We start from the raw sequence: 25,185 nt of genomic DNA on the forward strand, positions 1-25,185 counted from the left end.
GACCTTCCCCTCATAATTCGCCTAAATAGTCTTCATAATTTTTATTTCTACTTTTTGAATACTCAATATGCTCTGAAATCCAAAACTATGAAAAAAAATTACCGAATTATTATTGTCCTTTTTTTCCTTTCATTAAGCCCTTTGATAAAGGCAAATCACATTCTTGGAGGCAATTTCGACCTCACCAGAGGAACCAATCATGGCTCTTTTACTTTAACCATGCACTTGTATTTTGACAATGCCATTAGAGTAGCGAATAATAATGATAATGGTGTCAGAGTAGGGATTTTTAGAAAAAGAGATAACTTTTTGATGAGAACCTTTACTTTGTTTACTTCTAATTTACAAGGTGTTCCTTTTGTATATGATAATGCTGCCTGTGCTACCAATCAAGGCTTAAATATTACTGATATTACTTTTATCGAGAATATTTATCTTAATCCTAGTCAATATGATGATCCACAGGGCTATTATATTGTTTATGATAGATGTTGTAGAAATGCAGCGGATAATATTAACAATTCATCAGGGACGGGGATGTTATTTTATCTTGAGTTTCCTCCATTGATGATGAATGGCTCTAATTTTATTAATTCATCTCCACAGTTCACTACACCTAAAGGAGAATATATTTGTAAAGGTAAGCCATTTAGTTTTGATAACTCTGCAACCGATGCAGATGGAGATCAATTAAGATATTCTTTTGTGACTCCTTATCGAGGTTTCAGCGTAGCGGGAAATAATGTTAACAATCCTATAGGTTCGTCTAGTATTCCTGAAATCAATTGGAATGGAGCTTACAGTGCTACATCAGCTATTCCAGCCGAAAGCCCAGGAATGAAAATTAATAATCAGGGAAATATAACACTTACAGCTACCGAACTTGGGCTTTTTGTCTATTCTGTTTTGGTTGAAGAAATACGAAATGGCGTAGTGATTGGTCAGACACGAAGAGATTTTCAGTTTAAAGTAATTGACTGTTTTGATGCACCTACAAAACCTCCTGTTTTTAGAGATTTAGATCCAGTGAAAATTCATGCAACCACGATTGATTTTTGTGATTATGGTTTTGTAGAGCTGGCTACTGAAATTAATGTAAGATATACTTATCAATGGCAAAAAGACAATGTTAATCTTGCGAATGAAAATCGCTATAAAATTCGAGTAAATGAGCCGGGAAAATATACGGTAATCATAGGCTACAATACTGGTTGTAGCGATATTTCTACTTCTGATGAAACCATCGTGAATAAAGTAGCAGGAGAACAATATGCTATTAGTCCAGATGAAAAAAAGGTTTGTCTTGATGAAATTCCAGTTAAATTAACGATTCAAAAACAAGATGGAAGTACTTTTGCGACGAGTGCTTATAGTTATGATTGGACTCGTAATACTTTTGATGTTCCCAACAGTAATAGCCATGAAATTGATGTCAGTATATCAGGAGAGTATCGTGCAAGAATGACTCAAATTGGAGGTATTTGTGAATATGAGCCAATTGCCAAAGTAACAGTTTATGCTTTGCCCGATGCTTTGTTTACGAACAGAATTGATAAAAAAGTAATCTGCGACGGCGAAAGTATTCCATTAATTGCTAATCAAGGCTATAATCTACAATACGATTGGTTGAAAGATGATGTTTCTGTGCAAAGTTCAGCCGAAAATAAATTTGATGTTAAAACTTCAGGGATTTATAAAGTACTGGTGACTGATGAAAACAATTGTAAAAAAATGTCGGATACTTTAAAACTGACAGTCAATCCATTAACGCCCATCAAATTCGATACAATTTCTCCCTTTTGTGGCACTGCTAATCTAAAACTTGATTTACTGAATTATGTTACTCCTTACGATGCAACGATGGGAAAATTTATAGGCAGAGGAGTAAATGGAACAACCTTTTCGCCTTTGATTTATGGGTCTTCGCCCATTACTTATCAATATACCAATGGTTTTGGTTGTATTTCTAAAATCACGAGAATAACCTTTGTGGATTTACCACCAAAAGTATTATTGGGCAACGATATAGTGATTTTCAGAGGAGATACCATTACGCTAAAAAGCCAAGTGAGCGGAGGTTTTGATAATAATCTAACTTACGAATGGTCGCCAGCCAATAGTTTGAACAATGCTAATATTCCAACGCCAATCGCTTCACCAATTGCAGATACTGAATATACTTTAAAAGTAACGTCATCGCTAAGTAATTGTACTAACAGCGATGATATTTTGGTAAAAGTAAAAGCAAAAATTATTGTTCCATCGGGTTTTACGCCCAATGAAGATAATGTGAACGACGTGTGGGTATTAGAAGGCATTGAAGAATATCCCAAAGCCGAAGTGAAAATTTATAACCGATGGGGAGGAGAAATTTTTAGTACAATGAATTATTCCTCTAATCCTTTCAATGGGCGAAAAGACAATGAAAATTTGCCAGCTACTACTTATTATTACGTTATCAAAGCAGATGATGACATTCGACCAATTACAGGATATTTAACCATTGTTCGATAATTTTTGAGAATAAACCAATAAAATGCAGGATTGAGATTAAATTTGCAGTTCGGGATACGCTTTTTTATCCTCAAAATCTAAATCATTATGCAAGGATTACTCGATCAACAATTCAACGAAGGTGGTGTTGTAATTACCAAAGTAGATGACCTTATCAATTGGGCTCGTCTAAGTTCCCTTTGGCCGATGGGCTTTGGTCTGGCTTGCTGTGCCATTGAAATGATGCAGACGATGGCTTCTGGCTATGATTTAGACCGTTTTGGCGTTTTTCCGAGACCTTCGCCACGCCAGTCAGACGTGATGATTGTAGCAGGAACAGTAACGTTTAAAATGGCGGATAGAATTCGTCGCCTTTATGAACAAATGCCCGAACCACGCTATGTGATTTCGATGGGAAGTTGCTCAAACTGTGGTGGGCCTTACTGGGAACACGGTTATCATGTGGTGAAAGGTGTGGACAGAATTATTCCCGTAGATGTTTATGTGCCAGGTTGTCCGCCACGACCAGAGGCTTTGATTGGTGGATTTTTGAAATTACAAGAAAAGATTAGAAACGAAAGTTTGGTCGCTCCAAAAGCTCTTTTAGCCATGGAAGAGGAAGAAGCCAGAAATCAAAAACCAGCCTTTGCCTTAAATGCTTAATGAAGATGTCAACAGAAAAATTTAAAAATATTCTTGTCGAAAAATTCGGAGAAGGAATCATTCTTCAAACCGACCAACAAAGTATTACTGTACCCACCGAAAAAATTGCGGAGGTTTGCCAATTGATGCTCGAACACGAAGATTGTTATTTTGATATGCTTTCGTGCTTGACGGGCTTGGATAATGGCGTCGAAAAGGCTACGATGGAAGTGATTTATAATTTATACTCCATTCCCTACGAACATAAATTGATGCTGAAAGTGGTTTTTCCTAGAAATGAAAAAGGCGAAATATTACCCGAAGTACCAACAGTCAGTAATATTTGGAAAACGGCAGATTGGCATGAAAGAGAAGCCTTTGATTTAGTAGGAATCAACTTTACAGGTCACCCAGATTTACGAAGAATCCTATTGCCAGAAGACTGGGACGGGCATCCGCTCAGAAAAGATTATCAAGCACAGGAATATTACCACGGCATTCAAGTAAAGTACTGATTTCAATCCAAAACCATGAAAATTAGCGTTGTTCTGATTACTTTCAATTCTGAAAAAACATTAACAAAAGTACTTGAAGCCCTTACTTGGGCTGATGAGATTGTACTGGTGGATTCTGGAAGTACCGATAAAACGCTAAAAATCGCCGAAACTTTTAAGGCAAAAGTAGTTTACCGAAAGTTTGATAATTATGGTGTTCAGAAAAACTTTGCCACTCTACAAGCGTCAAACGATTGGATTCTTTCCTTGGATGATGATGAAATTTTGAGCGATGAATTACAGACTGAAATTCAAAAATTATCGCTTGAAAATACTGAATTTCAAGCCTTTAAAATTCCTCGTTCTTTAATTTTTCTCGGTAAATTATTACGTTTTAGTGGCGAGTACAAAAGACTTACACTACGACTTTTCAACCGAAATTTCGGCAATTGGAATACCGAACACGTTCACGAAAGTGTAGCAATAAAAGGTAAAATTGGTCTGTTAGCGAATCATATTCTACACGATAGTTATCGTGATTTGACGGATTACTTCAATAAATTCAATAAATATACTTCGCTCGGAGCAAAAACGTTGGCTGAACGTGGGAAGAAAGCTTCCGTTTCAACCATCGTTTTGCGTTTCCCGATTACTTTCCTAAAAATTTACTTCCTCAAAGCCGCCTGTTTAGATGGCTACGCTGGTTTTATGTGGGCATTGCTCTCGGCGATGAATCCCGTCATTAAATATGCGAAACTGAAGGAATCAGAAAATCTTTAGTCGTTTTAAATTCAAAACCTTCTTTTTGTAAAAAAGCCATTAGTTTATCGAATCGCTCCAACATTTTTTTACCGTTATTTCTGTGCAAATAAAATGGATACTTTGCTCCGTTGGGTAAAGCTGTATAATCGGTAAACTCCCAAGGATGAAAATACAAATGCAAGTAGCTGTCTGCCTCCACTACTTTTTTGCATAAATAAAAGAAGTAAGACAATGGAAAATTATGAAAAGCAATCCAAAATAAAGGCACACGCCAAGCGGGCGAAACCGAAGCTGGAAAGTGTATTAAATCATTCTGAGTAAAGAAAGTACGAGAAATATGTCGGTAATCGTATCGCCCCGGCAAATAAGTGGGATTGATAGACGCATTGTACAAATAACCAGCTTCCAGCAAATCAGCATCCGAAACAGGAGCCATTCTTGGCATTCTGAAACCTACTATTTCTTGTTGCGTAATGTTTTCTAAAATGGCTTTAGAAGTACTCAAATCCTCTTTTTTATGACTTGAATGATAGTGATTGTGCGAAGCAATTTCGTGCTTTTTACTTAATTCTCGTATTTGTTCAGTTTTTGCCAAAGCATAAACGCCCGTGCAATAAAACGTTGCAGTGGCATTGTACTTTTCTAACACCGAAACAATAGTTTGTAAACCTTGATTAGAAGTAGCGATTTGCTCTTGCATTTCGGGCTTTCCTCCATATTCAAAAGGCATATCAAATTCTTCTACATCAAAACTCAGCAAGGCTATTTTCATAAATATTTTGTTCTTGTATAATGTACAGAGGTCTTTCTTTATTTTGGATTAAAATTTTACCAATATAAATGCCTAACACACCGAGTACTATTAAATTTAATCCTCCAAAAAAGGCAATCGTCATCAAGATTGAAGCCCAACCGTCAACAGCTTCACCAATTGCAAAACTGTAAAGCACATAAGGCAAGTACAAAAATGACATAAAGGCAAAAAAGAAACCGATATAAATGGCTGTATAAAGTGGTTTTATACTAAATGAAGTAATGCCAGCCAAAGCCAATCGCATCATTTTAGAGAAAGTATATTTACTTTCTCCAGCAAAACGTTTATTGGCTTTATAGCTAATTGTTGCTTGGTCGTAACCAATCCATTGAATCATTCCTCTCAAAAAAACATCTTGTTCTTTTGATTTTTTTAAGGTTTCAGTTACTTTTCGGTCGATTAAACGGAAATCTGCTTGACCAGGTTCTAGTTTTAAATCACTTACTTTATTGAGTACTTGATAAAAACGTTTGCTAGATTGTTTTTTGAACCATGATAAATCTTGGTCTTCTTCACGAAGCGTATTGACCATGTTTACTTTTTTCTTTAACCAAAGCTCAATCAAATCAGGAATCATTTCTGGTGGATGTTGCAAATCGCTATCCATCATGATAATTGCATCTGCATTGATGGTATCAATCCCAGCTTTTAAGGCTATTTGCTGCCCAAAATTCCTTGAGAAAGAAAGATATTTTACAGATTCATCTTTTTTCGCTAATGATCTAATCACCGAAAGCGTATCGTCTTTACTGCCATCGTTTACAAAACAAAATTCAAAAGAATAAGGAAGTTTATCAATTACTTTTTTTACGGCATGATAAAAAACTAAGAGGTTTTCACCTTCATTGTATGCTGCCGACAGGATACAAATGTTTAGTCTTGATTGATCCATGATGTTTTAATTTCTGAGGTTTCATTGAATAAGAGTTGATAAATACAAGCAAACCAAACCAAACAACATGGAAAGGCTTTGATTGAATACAGAATGATTTTCATCCGTAACCAGTCTGGAAAGACATCAGTCGCCGTGAGTGAAGTGACTACAGTTACGTTAATAAGTAAAACCCAAACCCATTTTTGTATCGGAAAATCCTGTGTAATAAACCAAATTGCTACACCAGCTACTGCAATGATAAAAGTGGGAGATTCGGATGATGAAGAGAAAATAACGACAAAAATGGATAGAGAAGCAAGGTATCTTAATTGAAAGAGTATGTTTGAATATTGTTTAAATCTTAATAAAGGCATTACTTGTAAAATAAAACCTGGAATGATAAAAAATAGATTGGATAGCTGTGGAAAACCTCCTACTCGTCTGACCAAACCCATCAAAGAAACATCTTGCATACTTGCCCCCATGCCATTGACAACTTCCTGATTTTGAAGATTTTTATGCACTAAACTATTGTACCAATCCAAATACGATTGTACGATAAAAGAAGGAGAGCTGATAGCCATCGGCAATACAAATAGCACGATTGCCCACAAAAAACAATAAGCAATATATTTGATTTTACTTTCTGAAAATACCCAGAATGCTAAACCAACAATTCCGTACAGTTTCACAAAAGCACCAAGCATTATAAACAATGTTGCCCAAATTACTTGGTCTTTTTTAACGAAATACCAAGAAAAAATAATAAAAGCGACCACCGTAGGGTTCACCTGAACACTGTGAGAAGAAGTATTCAAATCAACTAAACAAATGGCTAATAAAATCCATTGATAAGCGGGTTTTACTGGCAGTAATGTCAGCGCTTTATAAAGTGCAAAGGCTTGTAAGCTATTCCAAAGTGGTATGCCAATTCCGTTAGGAATATAAGTAAATGGCATAATAATTAAGCTGAATAATGGCCCGTAATGATTACTGTCAAAATACTCGTCTGGATACTGACTGTATAAATTTAAGCCTTCTACAAGGTGGTGATAAACCCCCATAAAAATATTATAATTGTTTACTTCACCAAGTCGCCATTTTAGAAAGCCAGCAAGGGCAGGCGTAAAAAACCATAAGAATGGAAAGAGTTTAGTTTTGTCTTTGAATACAGAGAATGTCATTTTTATTGAGTATTTATTACCAGCAATTAGTATTACTTTGCTTCTGACCTTTTTAGTTAATGATGAATTTGGTACTAACGTTTTGAAGGAATTACAGCAAAGTGCTATAATTGACGTTAAATCGGTCAAGAAGGTTGGATTTAAAACAATAAAAAGAATGAGGGAAATTCTGAAAAGAACAAGAAAAAACACTTTGGTTTAAACAAACCTTTTGTAAGAGAGGATAGAAAGTAAATTCTACAAGATATAACCCAAACCCGAGTAATGGGAGTGGTCTTAATGGTTTTAAAGACATTTTCATAAAAGCAATTAGTATATATTAAAGAGATTTCAAAGCCATTAGTGAGAGCTTCTATACAAATTTAGTATTAATCTTTTACAATTTAGTGATTTTTAACTAATCCTTTAAGTACTATAATGTAGATATAATGTTCTAGGAAAATAGTCAATACATTTTTACTAAATTTGTATTAGTTATTTTTAATTAACGTTCAAATCTGAAACAATTTTCATTGAAAACTTACTTGCGTATTCTTCAATATGCTGAGTCTTTAAAAGCCTTTGCATTTCCATACTTTATACTTTCATTGCTTGCAAGCTTATTCGGAATTCTAAATTTTACTTTATTAATTCCTTTACTTGATGTACTTTTTGATAAAGTACAAGCAATTGATTTACAAAAATTTAGTGTAAAGCCAGTGTTCTCGCTTGAGTCAGATTACTTTAAAGAAATCTTCAATTATTATTTCTATCAAATCATTGCTTTGTATGGTAGAATGGGTGCATTGAAATTTGCCTGTATTGCCATTGTGGTATCGGTAGTTTGTTCTAATATTTTTCGTTATTTCTCTCAAAGAATACTCAAAACAGTAGAAGCACAAACCATTGCATCTTTACGCCAAGCAATTTTTGAAAAGACACTTAACTTACACTTTGGTTTTTTCAATAATGAAAGAAAAGGGAATCTGATGGCGCATCTCACTACCGACGTTCAAGAAGTAGAAAACTCTGTAGGAAGAGCTTTCACGGCAAGTTTTAAAGAAGTATTTACTTTAGTGATGTACTTTGTCTTTTTGTTCAATATGTCGGTGAAACTGACGCTTTTCTCTTTATTGATTTTACCAATTTCAGGGGGAGTAATTGCCACGATTAGCCGTCGCTTACGTCGTGCTGCTCGTGAAGTACAGGAACGCCAAAGTGCAATGATTGGCACACTTGATGAAGTTTTCGGCGGAATGAGAATTGTTAAAGGTTTTAATGCGGAGAAAGTAGTTGCAGAAAAATTCAAGGAGCAAAATTATGGTTATAAATCTGCGGTATTGCGTATGGTATATCGCCAAGAAATGACGTCGCCAGTTTCAGAAGCTTTGGGAGTAACTGTTATTGCTGGAATTTTATTGTATGGTGGCTCGTTGGTGATTAACAACGACGAAAGCCTAAGTGCTTCTACTTTTATTTCATTCATCATTCTGTTTTCACAAGTGATGCGACCAGCTAAAGTAATTGCGGATGCTTTCAGTGGTGTGCAAAGAGGTATTGCTTCGGCTGAAAGAATCTTGAAATTAATTGATACTGTTCCTGCCATTCAAGATGCTAAAGATGCTGTTGCCATTCCAGAATTTAAGGAAGAGATAGAATTCAAAAACGTAAGTTTTGAATACCAAGAAGGTAGAAAAGTATTAGATAATATTTCTTTTAAAATTCAAAAAGGAAAAACCGTTGCTTTGGTAGGTACTTCGGGCGGTGGAAAATCAACGCTTGCCGACCTTGTCCCAAGATTTTATGACCCTACAGAAGGACAAATTTTAATGGATGGTATCGACTTAAAGCAAATTACTCAAGCATCATTAAGTAAGCAAATCGGTATCGTTACGCAGGAATCTATTTTGTTTAATGACACCGTTGCGAACAATATTACTTTCGGTTCGGTGGCGACCAGTGAAAAAATTGAGGAAGCGGCAAAGATTGCGAACGCTCATCAATACATTTCACAATTGGCTGATGGCTATCAAACTTTTATTGGCGACCGAGGAGGACGATTATCGGGTGGTCAACGTCAGCGTTTGAGTATCGCCAGAGCGGTATTGAAAAACCCACCTATTTTAATTTTGGATGAAGCCACTTCAGCCTTAGATACTGAATCAGAAAAATTGGTGCAAGAAGCCTTAACGCATTTGATGAAAAACCGAACCACTTTGGTGATTGCTCATAGACTCAGTACGATTCAGCACGCAGATGAAATTTTGGTCATTAATCATGGAAAGATTGTTGAAAGAGGAACGCATAACGAGCTTTTGGCAAATGAAAATGGTTTTTATAAAAAACTAAACTCAATGCAAGAATTATAGACAGTAAAACGAGTTTCCAACTCGTAAAAAATTAATGGAAAAACACGCACAAGAAAGTTGTCCAAGATGCCAAAAAGTGTTTATCTGCAAAGTAAACAACATTTTGGAATGCGATTGCATGAAGATAAACCTCACAAAAAAGCAAATAGAATATATCGCTGACATCAGTCAATGGGAATTTGACGGAGCTTGTTTGTGTAATACTTGTCTGGAAGAACTGAAAGCGATTTCGGATGTCGGAATTCAGCAATCGGATTCCTAAACAGATTCGCCAACCATCCGTCTAAAATCCAGCATCTTTCTTCTTGTATCTTTCGTCTTTAATCTTCCATCTAAAAATCTTGATACTTGTCTCTTGCCTCTAAACATTCTTTACACAAATTTTATCCACATCAGGGCAAGCCTGTGACTGAAAATGAATAGTTTTGCTGAAAATCTCCAAACAATCAGCAAATGAAAAAAACTTTCTATTCTCTGCTATTTATACTTTTGATAAGTACTTCTATGAGCAGTTTCTCCCAACAAAAACTTAACGTAATGACCTTTAACATCCGAATGGAAACTGTTCAGGATGGTGAAAACCAATGGTCAAAACGCAAAGAAAATCTCAGCAGTATGCTTGAATTTTATGAAGCTGATATTTGTGGAATGCAAGAAGTATTAGTCGGACAACTCAGAAACCTAAGTACTTTATTACCAAGCTATGCTTATGTAGGCGTTGGGCGTGACGACGGTAAAGAAGCAGGTGAATTTTCTCCTATTTTTTACAGAAAAGATAAATTTACGGTATTAGAAAGTAATACTTTTTGGTTGAGCCAAACGCCAGAAACACCTAGTAAAAGTTGGGATGCTGCCTTGAATCGTGTGGTGACTTATGCCAAATTCAAAGACAATAAAACTAAAAAAGTATTTTATGTTTTCAATACGCATTTCGACCATATCGGTCAAGTGGCTCGTCGTGAAAGTGCGAAAATGATTGTGGAAAGAATTAAGGCAATTAATGCTAAAACGCCTGTGATTTTGACAGGAGATTTCAACAGTACTCCTTCCGAAGAGCCTATCGTGATTGTAAATGCAAGCTTGCTAGACACGCAAATCTTGAGCAATTTGCCACATTTTGGGCCGCAAAGTACGTTTAACGGCTTTCAATCTAAAGAAATTGATAACAAATTGATTGACTATATTTTTGTAAACTCTGATAAAGTAGAAGTATTAAAACACGGAACGTTAAGCAATACTTGGGGCGGACGCTTCGCTTCTGACCACCACGCTGTGATTACGCAATTGATGTTTTAGTTTTGTTGGTTATCGGTCTTCGGATGTCGGATTTGGGCTTTCGGTCTTCAGCTTTCGGATTTTTTATTTATCTAAAAATTAATCATTCCAAAATCTGAAATCCGACAGCCGAAGACCGAAAGCCGATAGCTACAACAAAGCTTTCACCATTCTATCTTTCCCAAAAAAATCTTTAATCACTTCTACACTTTTAAAACCTTCTTTCCAGAACAAATCAGCCGTTTCTGTCCCGAAAGCTTGGTTGATTTCTACGATACAAAAACCATTTTCAGTCAAGTGTTTTTTAGCAAATTTGGCAATGGCTTTATAAAAAATTAGGGGATTTTCGTCTTCTACAAAAAGAGCTAAATGTGGTTCAAAATCCAAAACATGATGCTCCATTTCTTGCTTCTCCAGATTCATCACATAAGGCGGATTTGAAAGAATAATATCAAAAACAGGCAAAGTATCATGGACTGATTCATCCAAAAAATCTACTTTTTCAAAGTTTACGTTTACTTCATTCAATAAAGCGTTTTGCTTTGCCATTTTCAAAGCTTCCTCCGAAATATCAAAAGCCGTAACGACTGAATCTTGAATATTAGCCGCCGTCGAAATCGCAATACAGCCCGTACCAGTACCAATATCTAATATTTTAGGAGACGAAGGAATGAGTTGTTTTTTAGCTAAATCTTGAAAAGTATGAATCGTTAATTCAACCAATTCTTCCGTTTCTGGTCGTGGAATTAAAGTGGCGGGACTTACTTTAAAAATTCTTCCATAAAATTCTGTTTCACCAATAATGTACTGAACAGGTTCATGTTGTTTGATTCTGTGAATAATTTCTTGATAATCGAAAGCTTTTTTGAGCGGATTGTCCAATAAAATATCCGTTTTAGAAATACCTTGGAAGTGTTCTAAGAGTAAATAAACGATGCTCTTCGCTTCGTTTTCATCGTAAACAGCGTTAATTTCGGAGAAAAGTTCTTGGAATATTTTTTTTGTGGACATACAGGTTATCAATAAAATTTATGCAAAGTTACGAAGAATATCACGCCAAGCCTGCTGAAATGTGGATGGCTCGTGCATTACAATTGGCTCGTCTGGGAGCAGGAACGGTTTCGCCGAATCCAATGGTGGGCTGTGTGATTGTGCATGAAGGCAAAATTATTGGCGAAGGTTGGCATAAAAAATATGGCGAAGCTCATGCGGAAGTAAATGCCGTAAATTCGGTTGAAGACAAATCTTTATTGCCCGAATCGGAAGTATATGTGACGCTTGAACCCTGTTCGCACTTCGGAAAAACGCCACCATGTGCAGATTTGTTAGTAAAACATCAGGTAAAAAAAGTAATTATTTGTAATGTAGATTCCAATCCATTGGTCGGTGGAAAAGGAATTGTCAAACTAAAAGCCGCTGGCATAGAAGTAGAAACGGGAATTTTGGAAGCAGAAGGAAGGGCTTTGAACAAACGTTTTTTTAATGCTATCGAAAAAAATCGACCATACATTATTTTAAAATGGGCAGAAACGGCTGATGGTTTTATTGCCAAAGAAAATTTTGAAGCTGTACAGATTTCTAATCCACTTTCCAGAAGATTTGTCCATAAAATGCGAAGCGAAGAAGATGCGATTATGGTTGGCACAAATACCGCTCGCTACGATAATCCAGCCTTGAATACTCGTTTCTGGACAGGCAAAAATCCTTTAAGAATTGTGTTAGATAAAAACCTCAGTTTGCCCAAAACCTTAAAGATTTTCGATAATTCTCAGCCAACGATTTGCTATAATTTGCTTGAAAATAAAGTAACTGAAAATACTTCTTGGGTGAAAATCGAAGCAGAAAATTTACTCAAGAACATCATTCAAGATTTAGCAGCAAGAAAAGTCCAATCGCTGATTGTAGAAGGCGGAAGTACTTTAATTCAAGGTTTTATTGATGCCAAACTTTGGGACGAAGCCATCGTTTTGAAAAGTAAAAAAGTATTACAATCAGGTATTTCTGCTCCAAAAATTAATGGTATTACTGTTAAAAAAGAAGGCTTAGATACTGATAAAATTGTTAGGATTTACCGCCAACTACCTTTAAGCCAATAATTCCAACAGTAATCAGCATGATAAAGAAAATCTCTAACCAGTTTAGTTTTTCATGAAAGAAAAATATTTCTGCTATTTTGATAAAAATTAAAGTAGCCGCCGTCCAAACTGCCATGGCTGTAGCGGTAGGAACAGTTTTAAGAGACACCGAGAAAAAGTAAACATTGGCTAACCCAAAAACGATATAACCCAATAGTGGCATTAAGACTAAAATCCCTTCCATCTGCCAATACTTGTTTAATGGAAGAGCTTTGATGTCTTTAAAACTAAGTACTTTCAGTGAAAAAGTCCATGCTGCTTCAAATAAAGCAGCAATGATAATGTATATCCAAGCCATTTATTATAGGTCTGAGTGGTGATTATTCGATTCTTTATTTTCTTCCGTTTCGTGTTGCTCTATTCTACGATAATTCATCGTAGAGTTTTCAACCATGAAATAATGTTCAATGTCTTCTATCCAATGATTAATTTTCTTTAAAATATTCGGACGTAAATTATAATACCAAGCAAACCATTTGTAGCGAAGTAGTTTTTTCTCGTCAAAACGCTTTACAGAAAAGGCATGTTGGAGGAAATAATCTTTCGGATAATCGTAGTATAACCCCCAGTTTTCACGCTCATTGCCAGGTTTATGTCCCGGGAAATATGCTGTAGCAAAAAGATAATCCCAGAATGCAAATTTGGTAGAAAAGTTGGCATGAAATACTTCTTGATAATTGGAGTGATGCCATAAATGCAATTCTGGCGAATTGAAAATATACTTCCATTTACCCATTTTTACATTAATATTGGCATGAATAAACATGCCAAAAACAGCGTCCAATAATGCTTTTATCGGTAAAACAGCAGGGTCGGCACCGAGTACGATAATCGGTAAAAACTCTATGGTTTGATTGATGATAATCTCCACAACATGCGAACGTGAACCTTCCAGAAAATCTACTTCTTTTCCAGAATGATGTGCTTCATGAGTTCTCCAGAAAAACTTATTGCCGTGTTGTAAGCGATGAAACCAGTAAATATAAAAATCGTGGGTAATCAAAAAGAAAAGTACTTGTGCAGGCACAGACCAGTTTTTTACAAACTGATAATCCGACCAGTCATTACTTAGGTTGATTGGCTGAATGATATAATCAAAAATGAGAATTTTAAGAAAGTAACTTTGAATGATTGTGTACCAAACTAAATCAACCCAAAAGCCTTCTCTGAAGAATTTAAGTCCTTTTCGATAAGGATAAAGCCGTTCCATGATGATGATAAAAATTATCCAGCAGACGAGTATCGAAGTGGTTATTGTTAAGAGATTCATATTGGTTTGTGATAATCTTTTGGAAAAGGATTTCCAATAATACTACGCTAAATTTTATAATAAACGAAGTAACAACAAGTTACAAGTTTAAATTGTCATTACTTCGTTTATTTTGTTTAGAAAACTCAAATCTAAACAGAGTACTCTGCTGAAATATGTTTTCTTAATTTTTTCATTTGAGAAATTTCGGCTTCATATACTTTTTTAATACCATCTCCACAAGCGATTTCTACGTCACGAATGTCTTTTACTAAACGTGCCAAACCTTGAGGTTCAACTGAAGCAGCGTGGTCTGAACCCCACATCGCACGGTCTAAAGTAAAGTGGCGTTCTACAAAGGTAGCACCTAAAGCCACAGCAGCAACCGTTGTTGCCAAACCAGTTTCGTGACCAGAGTAACCAATTGGCGTATCTGGGAACATTTCCCCCAAAGTTCTAATCATACTCAAATTCAATTCTTCTGGTTTACAAGGATAAGCCGAAGTAGAATGAGCAATCATCAATGGGTAATTTTCATCGAAATTCTTGATGAAAGCAACCGTATCAGTAATTTCTTTCACGGTTGACATTCCCGTTGAAATCATCAATGGACGACCCGTGTGAAGTATTTTTTCAATTAATTCTAAATCCGTCAAAGAAGCTGAAGCCAATTTGTATAAAACTGGACTGAAATGTTCTAAGAAAGTAACCGACTCAACATCCCAAGGCGAAGCGAACCAGTCGATACCTCTTTGTTTGGCGTGTTGGTCGATGGCAGAGTATTCTAAATTGCCAAATTCTGTTTTACGTTTGTAGTCGATGTACGACATTCTTCCCCACGGAGTATCACGTTGGATTTCCCATTGGTCAAGCGGAACACATAATTCAGGTGTTCTTTTTTGGAATTTTACAGCATCTGCTTTTGCGTTTGCACCTTCGTCAACCAATTGCTTTGCGATGTCTAAAGAACCATTGTGATTGATTCCGATTTCGGCAATAATGTAGCATGGCTGACCTTTACCGATAACTTTTCCTGATGATAATGTAACGTTTTTCATTTGTAATGGACGTAAAAACCCCCTGACCCCCAAAGGAGGGTTTGTTTAGAAAAGTATTGATGTCTTGGGGATTAGGATTGCTCAGATGTGATAATTTGGACAATCCACTAAAGACATTCTGGATAAAATATTTTTATGAAATTCGATTAAGATTGTGTAGCGATGATTAATTCTGCAAATTCTCTGAAACAGCCTTCACCACCTTTATTTTCACAGATATAATCGGCTACTTCTTTTGTAAAACTGATGGCATTGCTTGGGCAAGCGGTTAATCCAACGTTTTGCATAATTTCAATATCATTCACATCGTCGCCGATGTAGGCAATGTTATTTTTGGTCAGATTTCTGTTTACCATAATTTGAACTAACACTGCCAATTTATCTTTGATACCTAAATGCAATTCAGTAATCTTGAGTTTTTCAGCTCTTTTGGCAACCGAAGGCGATACTTCTCCTGTGATGATAGCCGTTTCAACGTTTGCTAACTTGCGAAGTCTTTCAACACCCATTCCATCACGGATATTGAATTTTTTTAATACTTCACCATTTTCGCCATAATAAACGCCTGCATCCGTCAACACGCCATCACAGTCTGTAATGAGTAATTTGATATGCTTTGCTTTTTCGTGTACGCTCATATTTATATCAATTGTGATTTAGTGAATTGTGAATTAGTGATTGATTTTTAATTGTGATTGAGTAAATTGTGAATTAGTGAGTTATTTTTTTACTTATGATTAAATTTCAATCTTTCAATTTTTAATCACTCAATCACAATTCACTAATTAACAACTCACTAAATCACTCATTCACAAAATCACAATTATATAGCCGTCCATCCGCCATCTACAACCAGATTTGTACCTGTCATATATGCCGAAGCGTCGGATGCTAAGTAAATTAATGCTCCTTGATAATCGCTTGAAGTCGCCATTCTTCCCAAAAGAGTTTTGGCAGAATAGTTTTTTACGAAATACTCATCTTGCGAGTTTTCTACACCGCCCGGCGAAAGCGTATTTACTCTTACGCCTTTGTTGCCCCAATAAGCCGCCAAATATCGAGTAAAATTGATGATTGCTCCTTTGGTAGTTGGGTAAGATGGCGATTTGAAAAACAACTGTTCGCCAGCTTCGTTGCGGTAAATACTTTGGTCGGGGCCAACGATTCCATAAGTAGAAGCAATGTTAATGATACTTCCGCTGCCTTGTTCAGCCATTACCGCTCCGAATACTTGTGAGCATAAAAACACACCCAACACATTTACTTCTAAAGATTTTCGGAATGATTCTAATGGATATTTTTCAAAAGCAGAAAGCGAAGCCGCCAATTCTGGATTTTCAAACATATCGTTGATAGCAGCATTGTTCACCAAAATATCAATCGAGCCGAAGCGAGCTAAGATTTCGTTTTTTGCGTCTATCAAAGAGGTTTCATTCGTAACATCAATATTTACGCCCAAAGCATTTTCTCCCAATGTTTCAGCAAAAGCTTTTGGATTTGCTTGAGCGATGTCTGCCACTACAACATTTGCTCCAACCGCCTTTAAGGCTTCGCAATGCTTCTTTCCGATCAGTCCAGTTCCGCCTGTAACAATCGCCGTTTTTCCGACTAATGAAAACAGTTGAGGAATGGTACTTTTATTTATATTTTCCATAAAATGTTATCTCTAAAAACAAAATGCTAAAGAGGTTTAATCTAATTCAGCAATGACAATTCATCACTCATAATTCATCACTTCTTTAGGCTTTTGCCAAAGCAGGTTTAATATTATAATTGCTTGTTTTTCTGAAAACAGCTTCTAATACTTCACCTTTCAAGTACGATTTTACATCCTTACTTTCGATGGCTTCTTTCAAAATCGGCATTACTTCACGGTAAGCCGAAAGCGTGTATTGAATATCTTCATCAGAATGACTAAAACACATATTATGAAAACCAGCCCACAATACGCCACGCTTAATCATTTCTTGTTGCATCAAAGCTTTTACTTCTAAACCATTGCCAGCTTCTGGAGCGAAAGTAACCATTGAACGACAGTTGTAGCCGACACATTTGGTCAGGTTTTCTAAACCAAATTCTTTAGCGATTTCGTTGTAACCGTCTTTGATAATTCCACCTTTTTCATCCAAATAAGCTGGTACATTTTTATCTCTAATTTCTTTAATGGTAGCAATACTTGCCGCCAAAGAAAGAGCCTCACCACCAAAAGTTGTGTAACTAAATACTTCGCTATTGAACAATTCCATTACATCTGCACGACCTGTCAATAAAGCAATCGGCATACCGTTGGCACAAGCTTTTGAGTAAACCGCTAAATCGGGAGTAACGTTGAAGTACTCTTGAGCACCACCTAAAGCGATACGGAAACCTGTCCACATTTCATCAAAAATGAGTAGAGTACCATTTTCACGACAAACCTCAGCTAATTCTTGCAAGAAGTTATTTTGTGGTGCTTCAAAAATGAAAGGCTCAAGAATAATGGCGGCAACGTCTTCGTCTAAAGCTTCTCTGATGGCTTCGATATTGTTGTATTCAAAAGTGTAAGTCATGTTTTGGATGGCTTCTGGAATACCTGCATTACGACTTGTAATACCTATGTACCAATCGTGCCAACCGTGATAACCACAACAGAAAATCTTCTCACGACCTGTAAAAGCACGAGCTACACGAATAGCTGCCGAACAAACGTCCGCACCAGTTTTCGAGATTTTTACAGCTTCTGCATTAGGAATTACCTCTTGAATTAATTCAGAAAGTTCTACTTCTAAAGGGTGCATCAACGAGAAAGTGATGCCATCTTCCAATTGTTTTTTGATGGCTTCGTCCACCGCTGGATAAGTATAACCCAAAGAAAGTGGTCCAATCGCAGCGTTGAAATCTATGTATTCGTTGCCATCAACATCCCACACGTGCGAGCCTTTGCCTTTTTGCAAATACTTCGGTGCTACACCTTTGGTGAATTGTCCCGGCCCTTTGGCAAGTGTTTGTGTGATGGGCTTTTGTACTTTTAAAGCTCTATTATACCAACTATCCGACTCTGTGATGTTGGGATAATTTTCGTTTGATTTTATCGTATTGGGCATTTTTGGGGGACTTTAGGATTTTGGACTTTAGGACTTTAAGATGAAAGAGAAAAGACGCAAGATGCAAGACGAAAGAAGCTTTGAGCTGTGAGCCTTGAGCTGTTATCTTTCAAGCTCATTGCTCACAGCTTATAGCTTATAGCTCATAACTCACAGCTACTTCCAATATTTTCTCTGCCATTTGTTTTCCTGTGAAACCTTCATATTCTAATACTTCATTCAAGCGTGCTGGTTTGAACCATTTTTCGTTCAAAGCAATCGGTAAAACATCGGCTGTCATTCTGTTTTTCAACAATGTTTCTGCTACGATACTGTACAAACCGCCTGTTAGGAAATGGTCTTCAATCGTTACGATTAGCTCTGATTGTTGAGCAGCTTTAATGATTGCTTTTTCGTCCACAGGTTTCAAACTTCTCATGTTGATTAAACCCACAGATTTACCTTGTTCACGCAAGATTTCAGCCGTAATCAAGGCTTGTTCAAACATAAAACCGTAAACCAAAATCGTAATGTCTGTACCTTCTGAAATGATTTCAGCTTTACCAATTTCAAAATTTGTATCGTGCTGATACTTGGCTGGTCTGGTACAAATACGCACATAAGCAGGATTTGGCGTATTCCAGATTTTAGGTAACATCGTTACTAAATCGCTTTCGTCAGCAGGAGCAAAAACTTGCATATTCGGAATACCACGCATGATACTTATGTCTTCAATCGCTTGGTGTGTTGGCCCATTTCCATCCGACAAAAAGCCGGGAATAAAACTGCTCAACTTTACTGGAAGATTAGCAATTCCTGCATCGGTACGGATAAATTCAAAAGCACGCATCGATAAAAATGCCGACAAAGCATGAACAACAGGAATGCGTCCACGTAAAGCCAAACCTGCGGCAGCACCAATCATCGTTTGTTCTGTGATACCTGTATCAATAAATCTTTTCCCCAAAACTGCTGGTAGATTTTTAACCAAAGCACGGTTTTCGGCAGTCATTACCACAAAACGCTCGTCAGCAAGGGCTGTATTTTTTAATAATTCTTCGTACATGATTTTATTTTTTTAGCTGTGAGCTGTCAGCTTTCGGTCATCGGCTTTCAGCTTTCGGATTTGAGATTTTGGTCATCTGCTTTCAGATTTCAGCCATCGGATTTTACCTCTATTTCCTATTTCCGACATCTGATTTCCGAAATCTGAAAGCTAAAAAGTATTTCCGACATCTGATAGCCGAAATCCGACATCCGAAATCCAACAACAATCTATCTAACCACCAATACCTCTGATTCAATATTTGCTGAATGAAAACCGTGTAATTCTTCCATCAATTGTGAAACTTCATTTTCTGAAAAATTACAGAACCAACGGTCTGCACGAGCTTCGATACTTGGTAAGCCTTTTCCACGAACAGTATCAGCAATTACTACATGAAGTTTGCCTTTACGTTCGTCTAAACTTGTAAATGCTTCCTCTAAATCCAAGAAATTATGTCCATCAATTCTTACGACATCCGCTCCAAAAGCTTTGAATTTATCCGCCAAAGGTTCTAAAGGAATTAAATCTTCTGTGGCAACATTCGCTTGGAAATGATTACGGTCAATCACAAAAACCAGATTGTCTAATTTGTAAGCATTCGCTACCAAAACGGCTTCCCAGCAAGAACCTTCGTTCAATTCTCCATCACCCAAAATACATACGATTCGGTTCTCTGTTCCTCTGATTTTGCAATCTAAAGCTACGCCTAACGAAACCGCAGGAAGATGTCCCAACGAACCAGAATGAAATTCAATTCCCGGAATTTTAGTATTTGGATGCCAGTAAATATTATCGTTTGCGGAAAGATGATTTTGTAAACGTTCGGCTTCTAAAATGCCCATTTCAACCAAAGTACCATACAAAGCAGGCACATCGTGTCCTTTTGAAAGAAACAGATAATCACGGTTTGGGTCTTTGAGGTTTTCTTTGGAAATATTTAAAAAATCGTTGTAGAGATAAACCATCAAATCGGTAGCTGAAAGGGACGCACCTACAAAACAACCGCCATCAGTGGACATTCCGATGATGTGTTCACGTACTCGCAATGCGATACTTGTTAAGTTTTCTAGTTTTTCTTCGGTCATTTTATTTATTTGGAATTTACGCTAAATGCTCAATTTGGTTTGCTCTTGCGAAATTGTTTTCAGTTCATCTAAATGATTTCTGTACCAATTTACTCCAGCAAAATGTTGGTTGATTTCGTAGATTTCAGGTTTTTCTTGAAGTAACGAAAGTATGTCTTCTAATGAAAAAGCTGGATTTTGGGGATATAATTCTTCAAAAACTCGTTTGATAAACAAGTAATCTTCGTAATAATCTATCGTAAAACGATGCGACATTGAGTAGTCTAAACCTGTTTTCCAAGTCACATTCGCCAAACGAAATTTGTCTGGATTTTCCCAGAAATAAGGTGTTGTATGTTCTAACTCCAAAGGACGAGTGGCTTCTTGCCAAGCTTTTTTCAAAGCCTCAGAAGTCATTATTTCTACATCGTTGCCATCTGGATAAGTAGCTGGATGGAGGTTACTCACAAAATCGTATTTCCCTTCGTTTTCAAAATAAAAATCCAATACTTTATCCACAATACGTGGGTCAATCAATGGACAATCCGAAGGAATTTTAATGACAATATCCGCATTCGTTAATACCCCAACTTGATAATGTCTGTCCAATAAATTATTCAAACTTCCACGAAAACAAGTAATGTTTTTTGCCTGACAAAATTCTTCGATTACATCGTCTTCTGCGTTTTCAGAAGTAGCAATTACGATACTTGTTTTATGTTTGATTTGCTGCAAACGCTCAATCATTCTATAAAGCAGACTTTCGCCCAAAATCGGTAATAAAACCTTTTTGGGTAATCTACTCGACGACATACGGGCTTGAACAACAATGCTAATGGAAGTCATTTATGTTATTTTAAAGTTATTGAAAGACTAATTCTGATGGAACAGCTTTGTATTGATATGTTTTAACAAAGTCTTCTTTCTTTCCAGAAAATTCTAAAAAATCACGACAAATCTGAGCGATATTTTTAGCGGAAGTACCTTTGTTTTGAATCGGCATTTGTCTTTCCAATTCTTCTTTATCGAAATAAGAATGTACTTTTTTGCCCAATGCCATACCGACATAAACCGCAGAAGAGTACTGAGTGATGAATTCTTCACAGTTGGCAATCATCGGATTAATATTTCCAGTAGTATAAATCAAAGTACTTTCAGGCGTATTTTCTTTGATTTCAGCAACAGCTCTTTCCACAACTTCGTTGGGATGAAGTTTGAAAACGAGTTGTCTGCCAGCAGCTTTTTCCACACAATCTTTAATAAACCCAATTCTATCTTCAGGTCTGAAACACTCTCTGCTATCAGACGTTGCAACCAAAACATAATTTTGTAACGGAAAATCGTTCTCTAAATATTGTTCACAATTGTCAAAATTTGGAATCCCAGTTACTAAGATTTTGTGAGCCTTAGTACCAATCTTAGAGAAGCGTTCTTTGTAACCTTTTGAAGCAGCACAATAAATATCACAAAGATTTGAAGAACCATTTAATGCAGTACCAATCGCCCAATAACGAGGAAGATTTAATTTTTTGATGATTTTGCAGAAAAAGTTATATTCATCAACCATTCCTTCTTGTACCCAAATTGTTTTTTGTTGGAGTAATCTATCAGGAATAATCATATCAGAACAATACACCACTAAATCGTATTGATTTTTTTTGGCTTTGTAATCCATTTGCAGACCATTTTCAAGACAAAGCTTTTCGGAGTTTGTTCTGAATTGACCCGACAAAACAGTTTTTGCTAAAAAATCAGTTTCATCAAGCACCCATTGTATGAAAGGAGAATCTACAAAAATTTGACTAAACCAACAATCATATTCAGGTAATTGCGCAGCAATTTGATACATTTGAGTGGTTTGGTTGATTGAACCCGTAATGAATAATATCTTTTTTTGCATAAATGATTTGTGTTGGATTTAAAACAAAATTATCAAGCAAGTATTAGGTTAATATTATCTTGAAATTAAGTATTTGGTAAGTTTTCAAGATAATCAACGAAATTATAAATTCATGTGGTCAGTCAAATGTAAAGTAAAGTTACTGATTAGTGACCAAAATTGTTCATTCAAAGCTTTCTATATAAATCTTTAGGCTCAATAATGGTTATTAAAAATCAAAACGCATTCTAAATCTTATGGTTGGACTGGCACTTACATTTGGGTTTTCCAAGTAACTCAAACGCTTTACCAAGTCTAGTCTTAATACTTTAAAAATATTTTCAATCCCAAAACTTACTTCCATATAAGGTTTTTTCTCCAATGAAAAAGTACTTGGTTTGCCATTTTCATCGGTAGGCATTACTAATAAACCATTTTCAGCAGTCGCTTTATTTTGTTCGCTGAGTTTTCCCATCAAACCTTTAAAAGTAATTACTTCTCTTAATTTTAACTTTCTGATGATTGGTAATTTATTGAAAATGAATCCATTAAAGTGATGGTCGATGAATACAGCAGCATATTGGTCACTCACAAATTCCAAGAAATTCATTAAATTATAAGCTTCTGGCTGATAAGCATAGGTTTGGTTGGCTCGGTGGATTGTCAACAAAGCAAAAGGCAAAGGATTGAATGTTTTACCTCCTTCCAAAGCCACATCTGTATAACCAATCGGTGGAATGTAAATTCTTTTTTGTGCATAAGCCACCAGTCGATGGAAATTGTACTGTCCATCCAACAATCCTTTTACGCCCAAAGTATATCTGATTTGGAAAGATGGATACTTATTAATAATCGGAATACGATAATTTTTTCCTTGATAAAACTGCTCGTTTGGTGCATACCTTAGCCCAATCATTAATTCACTACTGATGATTTCTGGAGCACTTTTTAAGGTACCATCATTTTGTAAAGTATTGAAATACAAAGAACCAGTAGGCGTTTGGCGAATATTTTTGAAATTAATATTAACAGTTAAACCTGTTTTAGATTCGTTCAGATAATCAAGATTAAGTACTTTATTATAGGTCATTTTATTATTCTGACCTCTTTTGAAAGAAAGTAAAAAATTGTCTTCCTGTACAAACTGTAATTCTTGTCCCGGAATTTTGATTTCATTTTGATACGAAATCCTAAAATGTTTGATGGGATAAGTATAAGTATTGTGGTCGGTTAAGGAAAATGTTGCCGAAGCAAAATACTTGTAACGTTCATCTCTAAAACCATAAGCTGCATAGGTTTCAAAAGCCATGCGTTCGCTAAAAGTTGGTGTTGTTCTTCCGCCAATTCTAGCCCTAAATCCTTCAATTGGATTGAAACTGTAAAAAGTATTGACTGGGCCAATTTCAAAACCTCCCATTGGTTTATAACCTTCAAGCAGAAAAGTTGCCGTGTTCATTACTCTTTGGAAGGCAGGGACTTTTTTTACGCTGTCCACCATCGAATAAATGCCTAGTTCTTTACTTGATAAAGAATGATGGCGAGCTTGTTCCCAGAAAGCATCATCTCGTTTTTCAGCATCTTTTTGAATGTCGGTTTTTAAGCCTTCAAAAATATTTTTTTCAATCGTTTTATTGATGATATAGTCTTTATACGACACACTCCTTTGCCCGAAAAGTCCCATGCCATTTTCTTTTTTGAGAAGGTTGAATTCAATCGCTAAATCATCTTTGGTCAACATCAAACCTTCGTTTTCAATGAAATCATATTCTTGCGAAACCCGTAAATCAGTCACAAAATTAACATTGATGTCTTTTGAAAAACCCATTTGTACTTTTCTAATCGCATAGCTTGAATCTAAAGAAATAAGCATCGTTCCTTGAAAAAGCTGGTCGTTTGAATTTCTAGGAGAAAAACCCAAATTCACGCATTTTGTCCCTTTAAATGCTGTGGTGTCGATGATAACGTAACGATAAAACTGCGGAGAAACTGGTGCGGTGGGTCCTAAAAATTGCGTAGCTAAGAGTAAAATATTATTATCATAAACATTTACATCTTGATAAAGTGCTTCCAAATATAGCTTGATGCCATTATTATCCACATAATTTCCCAAGCCCGTCATTTTTTCGCCTTTGATTACCTCCTTTTTATTTTCGGGTAATTTTCTGAAATAAACGTCGGAAATAGTTTCCTTCAAATACATGGGTAAATTGACTTTTCCCGTGATTTGAGAAGTATCTAAATGGTTAAAAACGAAGTCGAACTTTCTGAGAGAACGTTTATTTCTAAACTTTTCAGAAACATTACTTAAATCAAATTCTAATTTTTCGTACTTGTTATATTGATAAAAATCTAGCGATTCTTTTCTATTTTGAGCTTTATGTTCAATTACTTTTCTGATTAATACAACCGCAGGATTATCTTTATTTCGGTACTTATCTTTTTTGCCTTTAACGGTTACTTCTTGTAAATCAGTGTTTTGTGTTTTGAGTTTAAAGGTCACAGATACGATTTTTCCACCATCTATTTCTCTTACTTCAGGCGAATATCCTACAAAAGCGACTCTAAGCGTGGGTTTTAATTGTGGAGTTTCTAAATAAAAACTACCATTCATGTCAGTCTGAGTACCTTGTTTCGTCCCCATAATACTGACATTTACAAAGGGCAAAGTTTCGCCTGTTTTAGCATCTATTACTTTGCCTTTGATTCTGGTAGTCTGTGCAAAAACCGAAGAAACAGTAAGTACAAGTAGTGTTAAGACTAAAAGAGGCTTGAGTATTTTAAAATATGCACTCATTATAATTTTA

General features: G+C 36.0%; 23 protein-coding genes. 8 read left to right on the top strand and 15 right to left on the bottom strand.

Annotated elements, in window-relative coordinates; all coding sequences use genetic code 11:
* The first annotated feature begins 87 nt into the window (after positions 1 to 87).
* From HNP25_RS02590 to HNP25_RS02605, 4 genes are all read left to right on the top strand, one after another.
* Entirely contained in the window at positions 88 to 2,514 is a 2,427-nt protein-coding gene (locus HNP25_RS02590) for a T9SS type B sorting domain-containing protein (RefSeq protein ID WP_184129775.1), read from the top strand.
* 87 nt (positions 2,515 to 2,601) lie between these two features.
* The gene (gene nuoB / locus HNP25_RS02595; protein ID WP_184129777.1) at positions 2,602 to 3,156 is read left to right on the top strand and encodes an NADH-quinone oxidoreductase subunit NuoB; all 555 of its coding nucleotides are present in this window, start codon (positions 2,602 to 2,604) and stop codon (positions 3,154 to 3,156) included.
* A 5-nt stretch (positions 3,157 to 3,161) separates the two neighbouring features.
* On the top strand, positions 3,162 to 3,650 hold the full coding sequence (locus HNP25_RS02600; protein ID WP_184129778.1) for an NADH-quinone oxidoreductase subunit C: 489 nt from the start codon (positions 3,162 to 3,164) through the stop codon (positions 3,648 to 3,650).
* Positions 3,651 to 3,665: 15 nt separating this feature from the next.
* Entirely contained in the window at positions 3,666 to 4,409 is a 744-nt protein-coding gene (locus HNP25_RS02605) for a glycosyltransferase family 2 protein (RefSeq protein WP_184129780.1), read from the top strand.
* On the opposite strand, the gene HNP25_RS02610 is transcribed toward HNP25_RS02605, so the two are convergent.
* From HNP25_RS02610 to HNP25_RS02620, 3 genes are read right to left on the bottom strand one after another with little or no spacing between them, the layout of a single operon-like run.
* Positions 4,372 to 5,163 carry a polysaccharide deacetylase family protein gene (locus HNP25_RS02610; protein ID WP_221432368.1) on the bottom strand — a complete coding sequence of 264 codons (792 nt, stop codon included), beginning with the start codon at positions 5,161 to 5,163 and terminating at the stop codon, positions 4,372 to 4,374. The two genes, HNP25_RS02605 and HNP25_RS02610, sit on opposite strands and share 38 nt — an antisense overlap.
* Entirely contained in the window at positions 5,138 to 6,097 is a 960-nt protein-coding gene (locus tag HNP25_RS02615; protein WP_184129783.1) for a glycosyltransferase family 2 protein, read from the bottom strand. The genes HNP25_RS02610 and HNP25_RS02615 overlap by 26 nt, the downstream gene beginning before the upstream one ends.
* A complete protein-coding gene (locus tag HNP25_RS02620; RefSeq protein WP_184129786.1) occupies positions 6,079 to 7,263 on the bottom strand; it encodes a glycosyltransferase family 87 protein in 1,185 nt (394 codons plus the stop codon). The genes HNP25_RS02615 and HNP25_RS02620 overlap by 19 nt, the downstream gene beginning before the upstream one ends.
* A gap of 512 nt (positions 7,264 to 7,775) precedes the next feature.
* Here HNP25_RS02620 and HNP25_RS02625 point away from each other — a divergent pair.
* The 3 genes from HNP25_RS02625 to HNP25_RS02635 all read left to right on the top strand — a co-directional run bounded on the left by HNP25_RS02625 (position 7,776) and on the right by HNP25_RS02635 (position 10,907).
* Positions 7,776 to 9,611, top strand: coding sequence for an ABC transporter ATP-binding protein (locus HNP25_RS02625; protein WP_184129789.1), 1,836 nt, complete (start codon positions 7,776 to 7,778; stop codon positions 9,609 to 9,611).
* Positions 9,612 to 9,645: 34 nt separating this feature from the next.
* The gene (locus HNP25_RS02630; RefSeq protein WP_184129791.1) at positions 9,646 to 9,873 is read left to right on the top strand and encodes a cysteine-rich CWC family protein; all 228 of its coding nucleotides are present in this window, start codon (positions 9,646 to 9,648) and stop codon (positions 9,871 to 9,873) included.
* 191 nt (positions 9,874 to 10,064) lie between these two features.
* A complete protein-coding gene (locus HNP25_RS02635; protein ID WP_184129793.1) occupies positions 10,065 to 10,907 on the top strand; it encodes an endonuclease/exonuclease/phosphatase family protein in 843 nt (280 codons plus the stop codon).
* 129 nt (positions 10,908 to 11,036) lie between these two features.
* On the opposite strand, the gene prmC is transcribed toward HNP25_RS02635, so the two are convergent.
* Positions 11,037 to 11,897: a peptide chain release factor N(5)-glutamine methyltransferase gene (gene prmC, locus HNP25_RS02640; protein WP_184129796.1), complete on the bottom strand. Its 861-nt coding sequence runs from the start codon at positions 11,895 to 11,897 to the stop codon at positions 11,037 to 11,039.
* Positions 11,898 to 11,917: 20 nt separating this feature from the next.
* Between prmC and ribD the strand changes: the two genes are divergently transcribed.
* Positions 11,918 to 12,982 (top strand): bifunctional diaminohydroxyphosphoribosylaminopyrimidine deaminase/5-amino-6-(5-phosphoribosylamino)uracil reductase RibD, encoded by a 1,065-nt coding sequence (gene ribD, locus HNP25_RS02645; RefSeq protein WP_229202769.1) that lies wholly within the window; start codon positions 11,918 to 11,920, stop codon positions 12,980 to 12,982.
* Here the strand turns inward: ribD and HNP25_RS02650 are convergent.
* The 11 genes from HNP25_RS02650 to HNP25_RS02700 all read right to left on the bottom strand — a co-directional run bounded on the left by HNP25_RS02650 (position 12,948) and on the right by HNP25_RS02700 (position 25,175).
* Positions 12,948 to 13,319, bottom strand: a complete 372-nt coding sequence (locus HNP25_RS02650) for a DMT family transporter (RefSeq protein WP_184129799.1) — start codon at positions 13,317 to 13,319, stop codon at positions 12,948 to 12,950. The genes ribD and HNP25_RS02650 overlap by 35 nt on opposite strands.
* A gap of 3 nt (positions 13,320 to 13,322) precedes the next feature.
* Positions 13,323 to 14,231 carry a sterol desaturase family protein gene (locus HNP25_RS02655; protein ID WP_229202770.1) on the bottom strand — a complete coding sequence of 303 codons (909 nt, stop codon included), beginning with the start codon at positions 14,229 to 14,231 and terminating at the stop codon, positions 13,323 to 13,325.
* Positions 14,232 to 14,422: 191 nt separating this feature from the next.
* Positions 14,423 to 15,328, bottom strand: a complete 906-nt coding sequence (locus tag HNP25_RS02660) for an N-acetylneuraminate synthase family protein (protein ID WP_184129804.1) — start codon at positions 15,326 to 15,328, stop codon at positions 14,423 to 14,425.
* A 146-nt stretch (positions 15,329 to 15,474) separates the two neighbouring features.
* Positions 15,475 to 15,966, bottom strand: coding sequence for a KdsC family phosphatase (locus HNP25_RS02665; protein WP_184129807.1), 492 nt, complete (start codon positions 15,964 to 15,966; stop codon positions 15,475 to 15,477).
* 185 nt (positions 15,967 to 16,151) lie between these two features.
* Positions 16,152 to 16,982, bottom strand: a complete 831-nt coding sequence (locus tag HNP25_RS02670) for an SDR family oxidoreductase (RefSeq protein ID WP_184129810.1) — start codon at positions 16,980 to 16,982, stop codon at positions 16,152 to 16,154.
* A gap of 85 nt (positions 16,983 to 17,067) precedes the next feature.
* A complete protein-coding gene (locus tag HNP25_RS02675) occupies positions 17,068 to 18,411 on the bottom strand; it encodes an aminotransferase class III-fold pyridoxal phosphate-dependent enzyme (RefSeq protein WP_184129812.1) in 1,344 nt (447 codons plus the stop codon).
* Positions 18,412 to 18,547: 136 nt separating this feature from the next.
* Entirely contained in the window at positions 18,548 to 19,456 is a 909-nt protein-coding gene (locus tag HNP25_RS02680; RefSeq protein ID WP_221432369.1) for a transketolase family protein, read from the bottom strand.
* Between the two features lie 209 nt (positions 19,457 to 19,665).
* Complete coding sequence (locus HNP25_RS02685; protein ID WP_184129815.1) at positions 19,666 to 20,523, bottom strand: transketolase; 858 nt, start codon at positions 20,521 to 20,523, stop codon at positions 19,666 to 19,668.
* Between the two features lie 21 nt (positions 20,524 to 20,544).
* Positions 20,545 to 21,348: a cytidylyltransferase domain-containing protein gene (locus tag HNP25_RS02690; RefSeq protein WP_184129818.1), complete on the bottom strand. Its 804-nt coding sequence runs from the start codon at positions 21,346 to 21,348 to the stop codon at positions 20,545 to 20,547.
* Positions 21,349 to 21,364: 16 nt separating this feature from the next.
* Positions 21,365 to 22,402 (bottom strand): hypothetical protein, encoded by a 1,038-nt coding sequence (locus HNP25_RS02695; RefSeq protein WP_184129820.1) that lies wholly within the window; start codon positions 22,400 to 22,402, stop codon positions 21,365 to 21,367.
* 208 nt (positions 22,403 to 22,610) lie between these two features.
* On the bottom strand, positions 22,611 to 25,175 hold the full coding sequence (locus HNP25_RS02700) for a DUF5686 and carboxypeptidase-like regulatory domain-containing protein (protein ID WP_184129823.1): 2,565 nt from the start codon (positions 25,173 to 25,175) through the stop codon (positions 22,611 to 22,613).
* Positions 25,176 to 25,185: the final 10 nt, after the last annotated feature.

This window comes from Arcicella rosea, assembly GCF_014204325.1.
GTDB lineage: Bacteria > Bacteroidota > Bacteroidia > Cytophagales > Spirosomataceae > Arcicella > Arcicella rosea_A.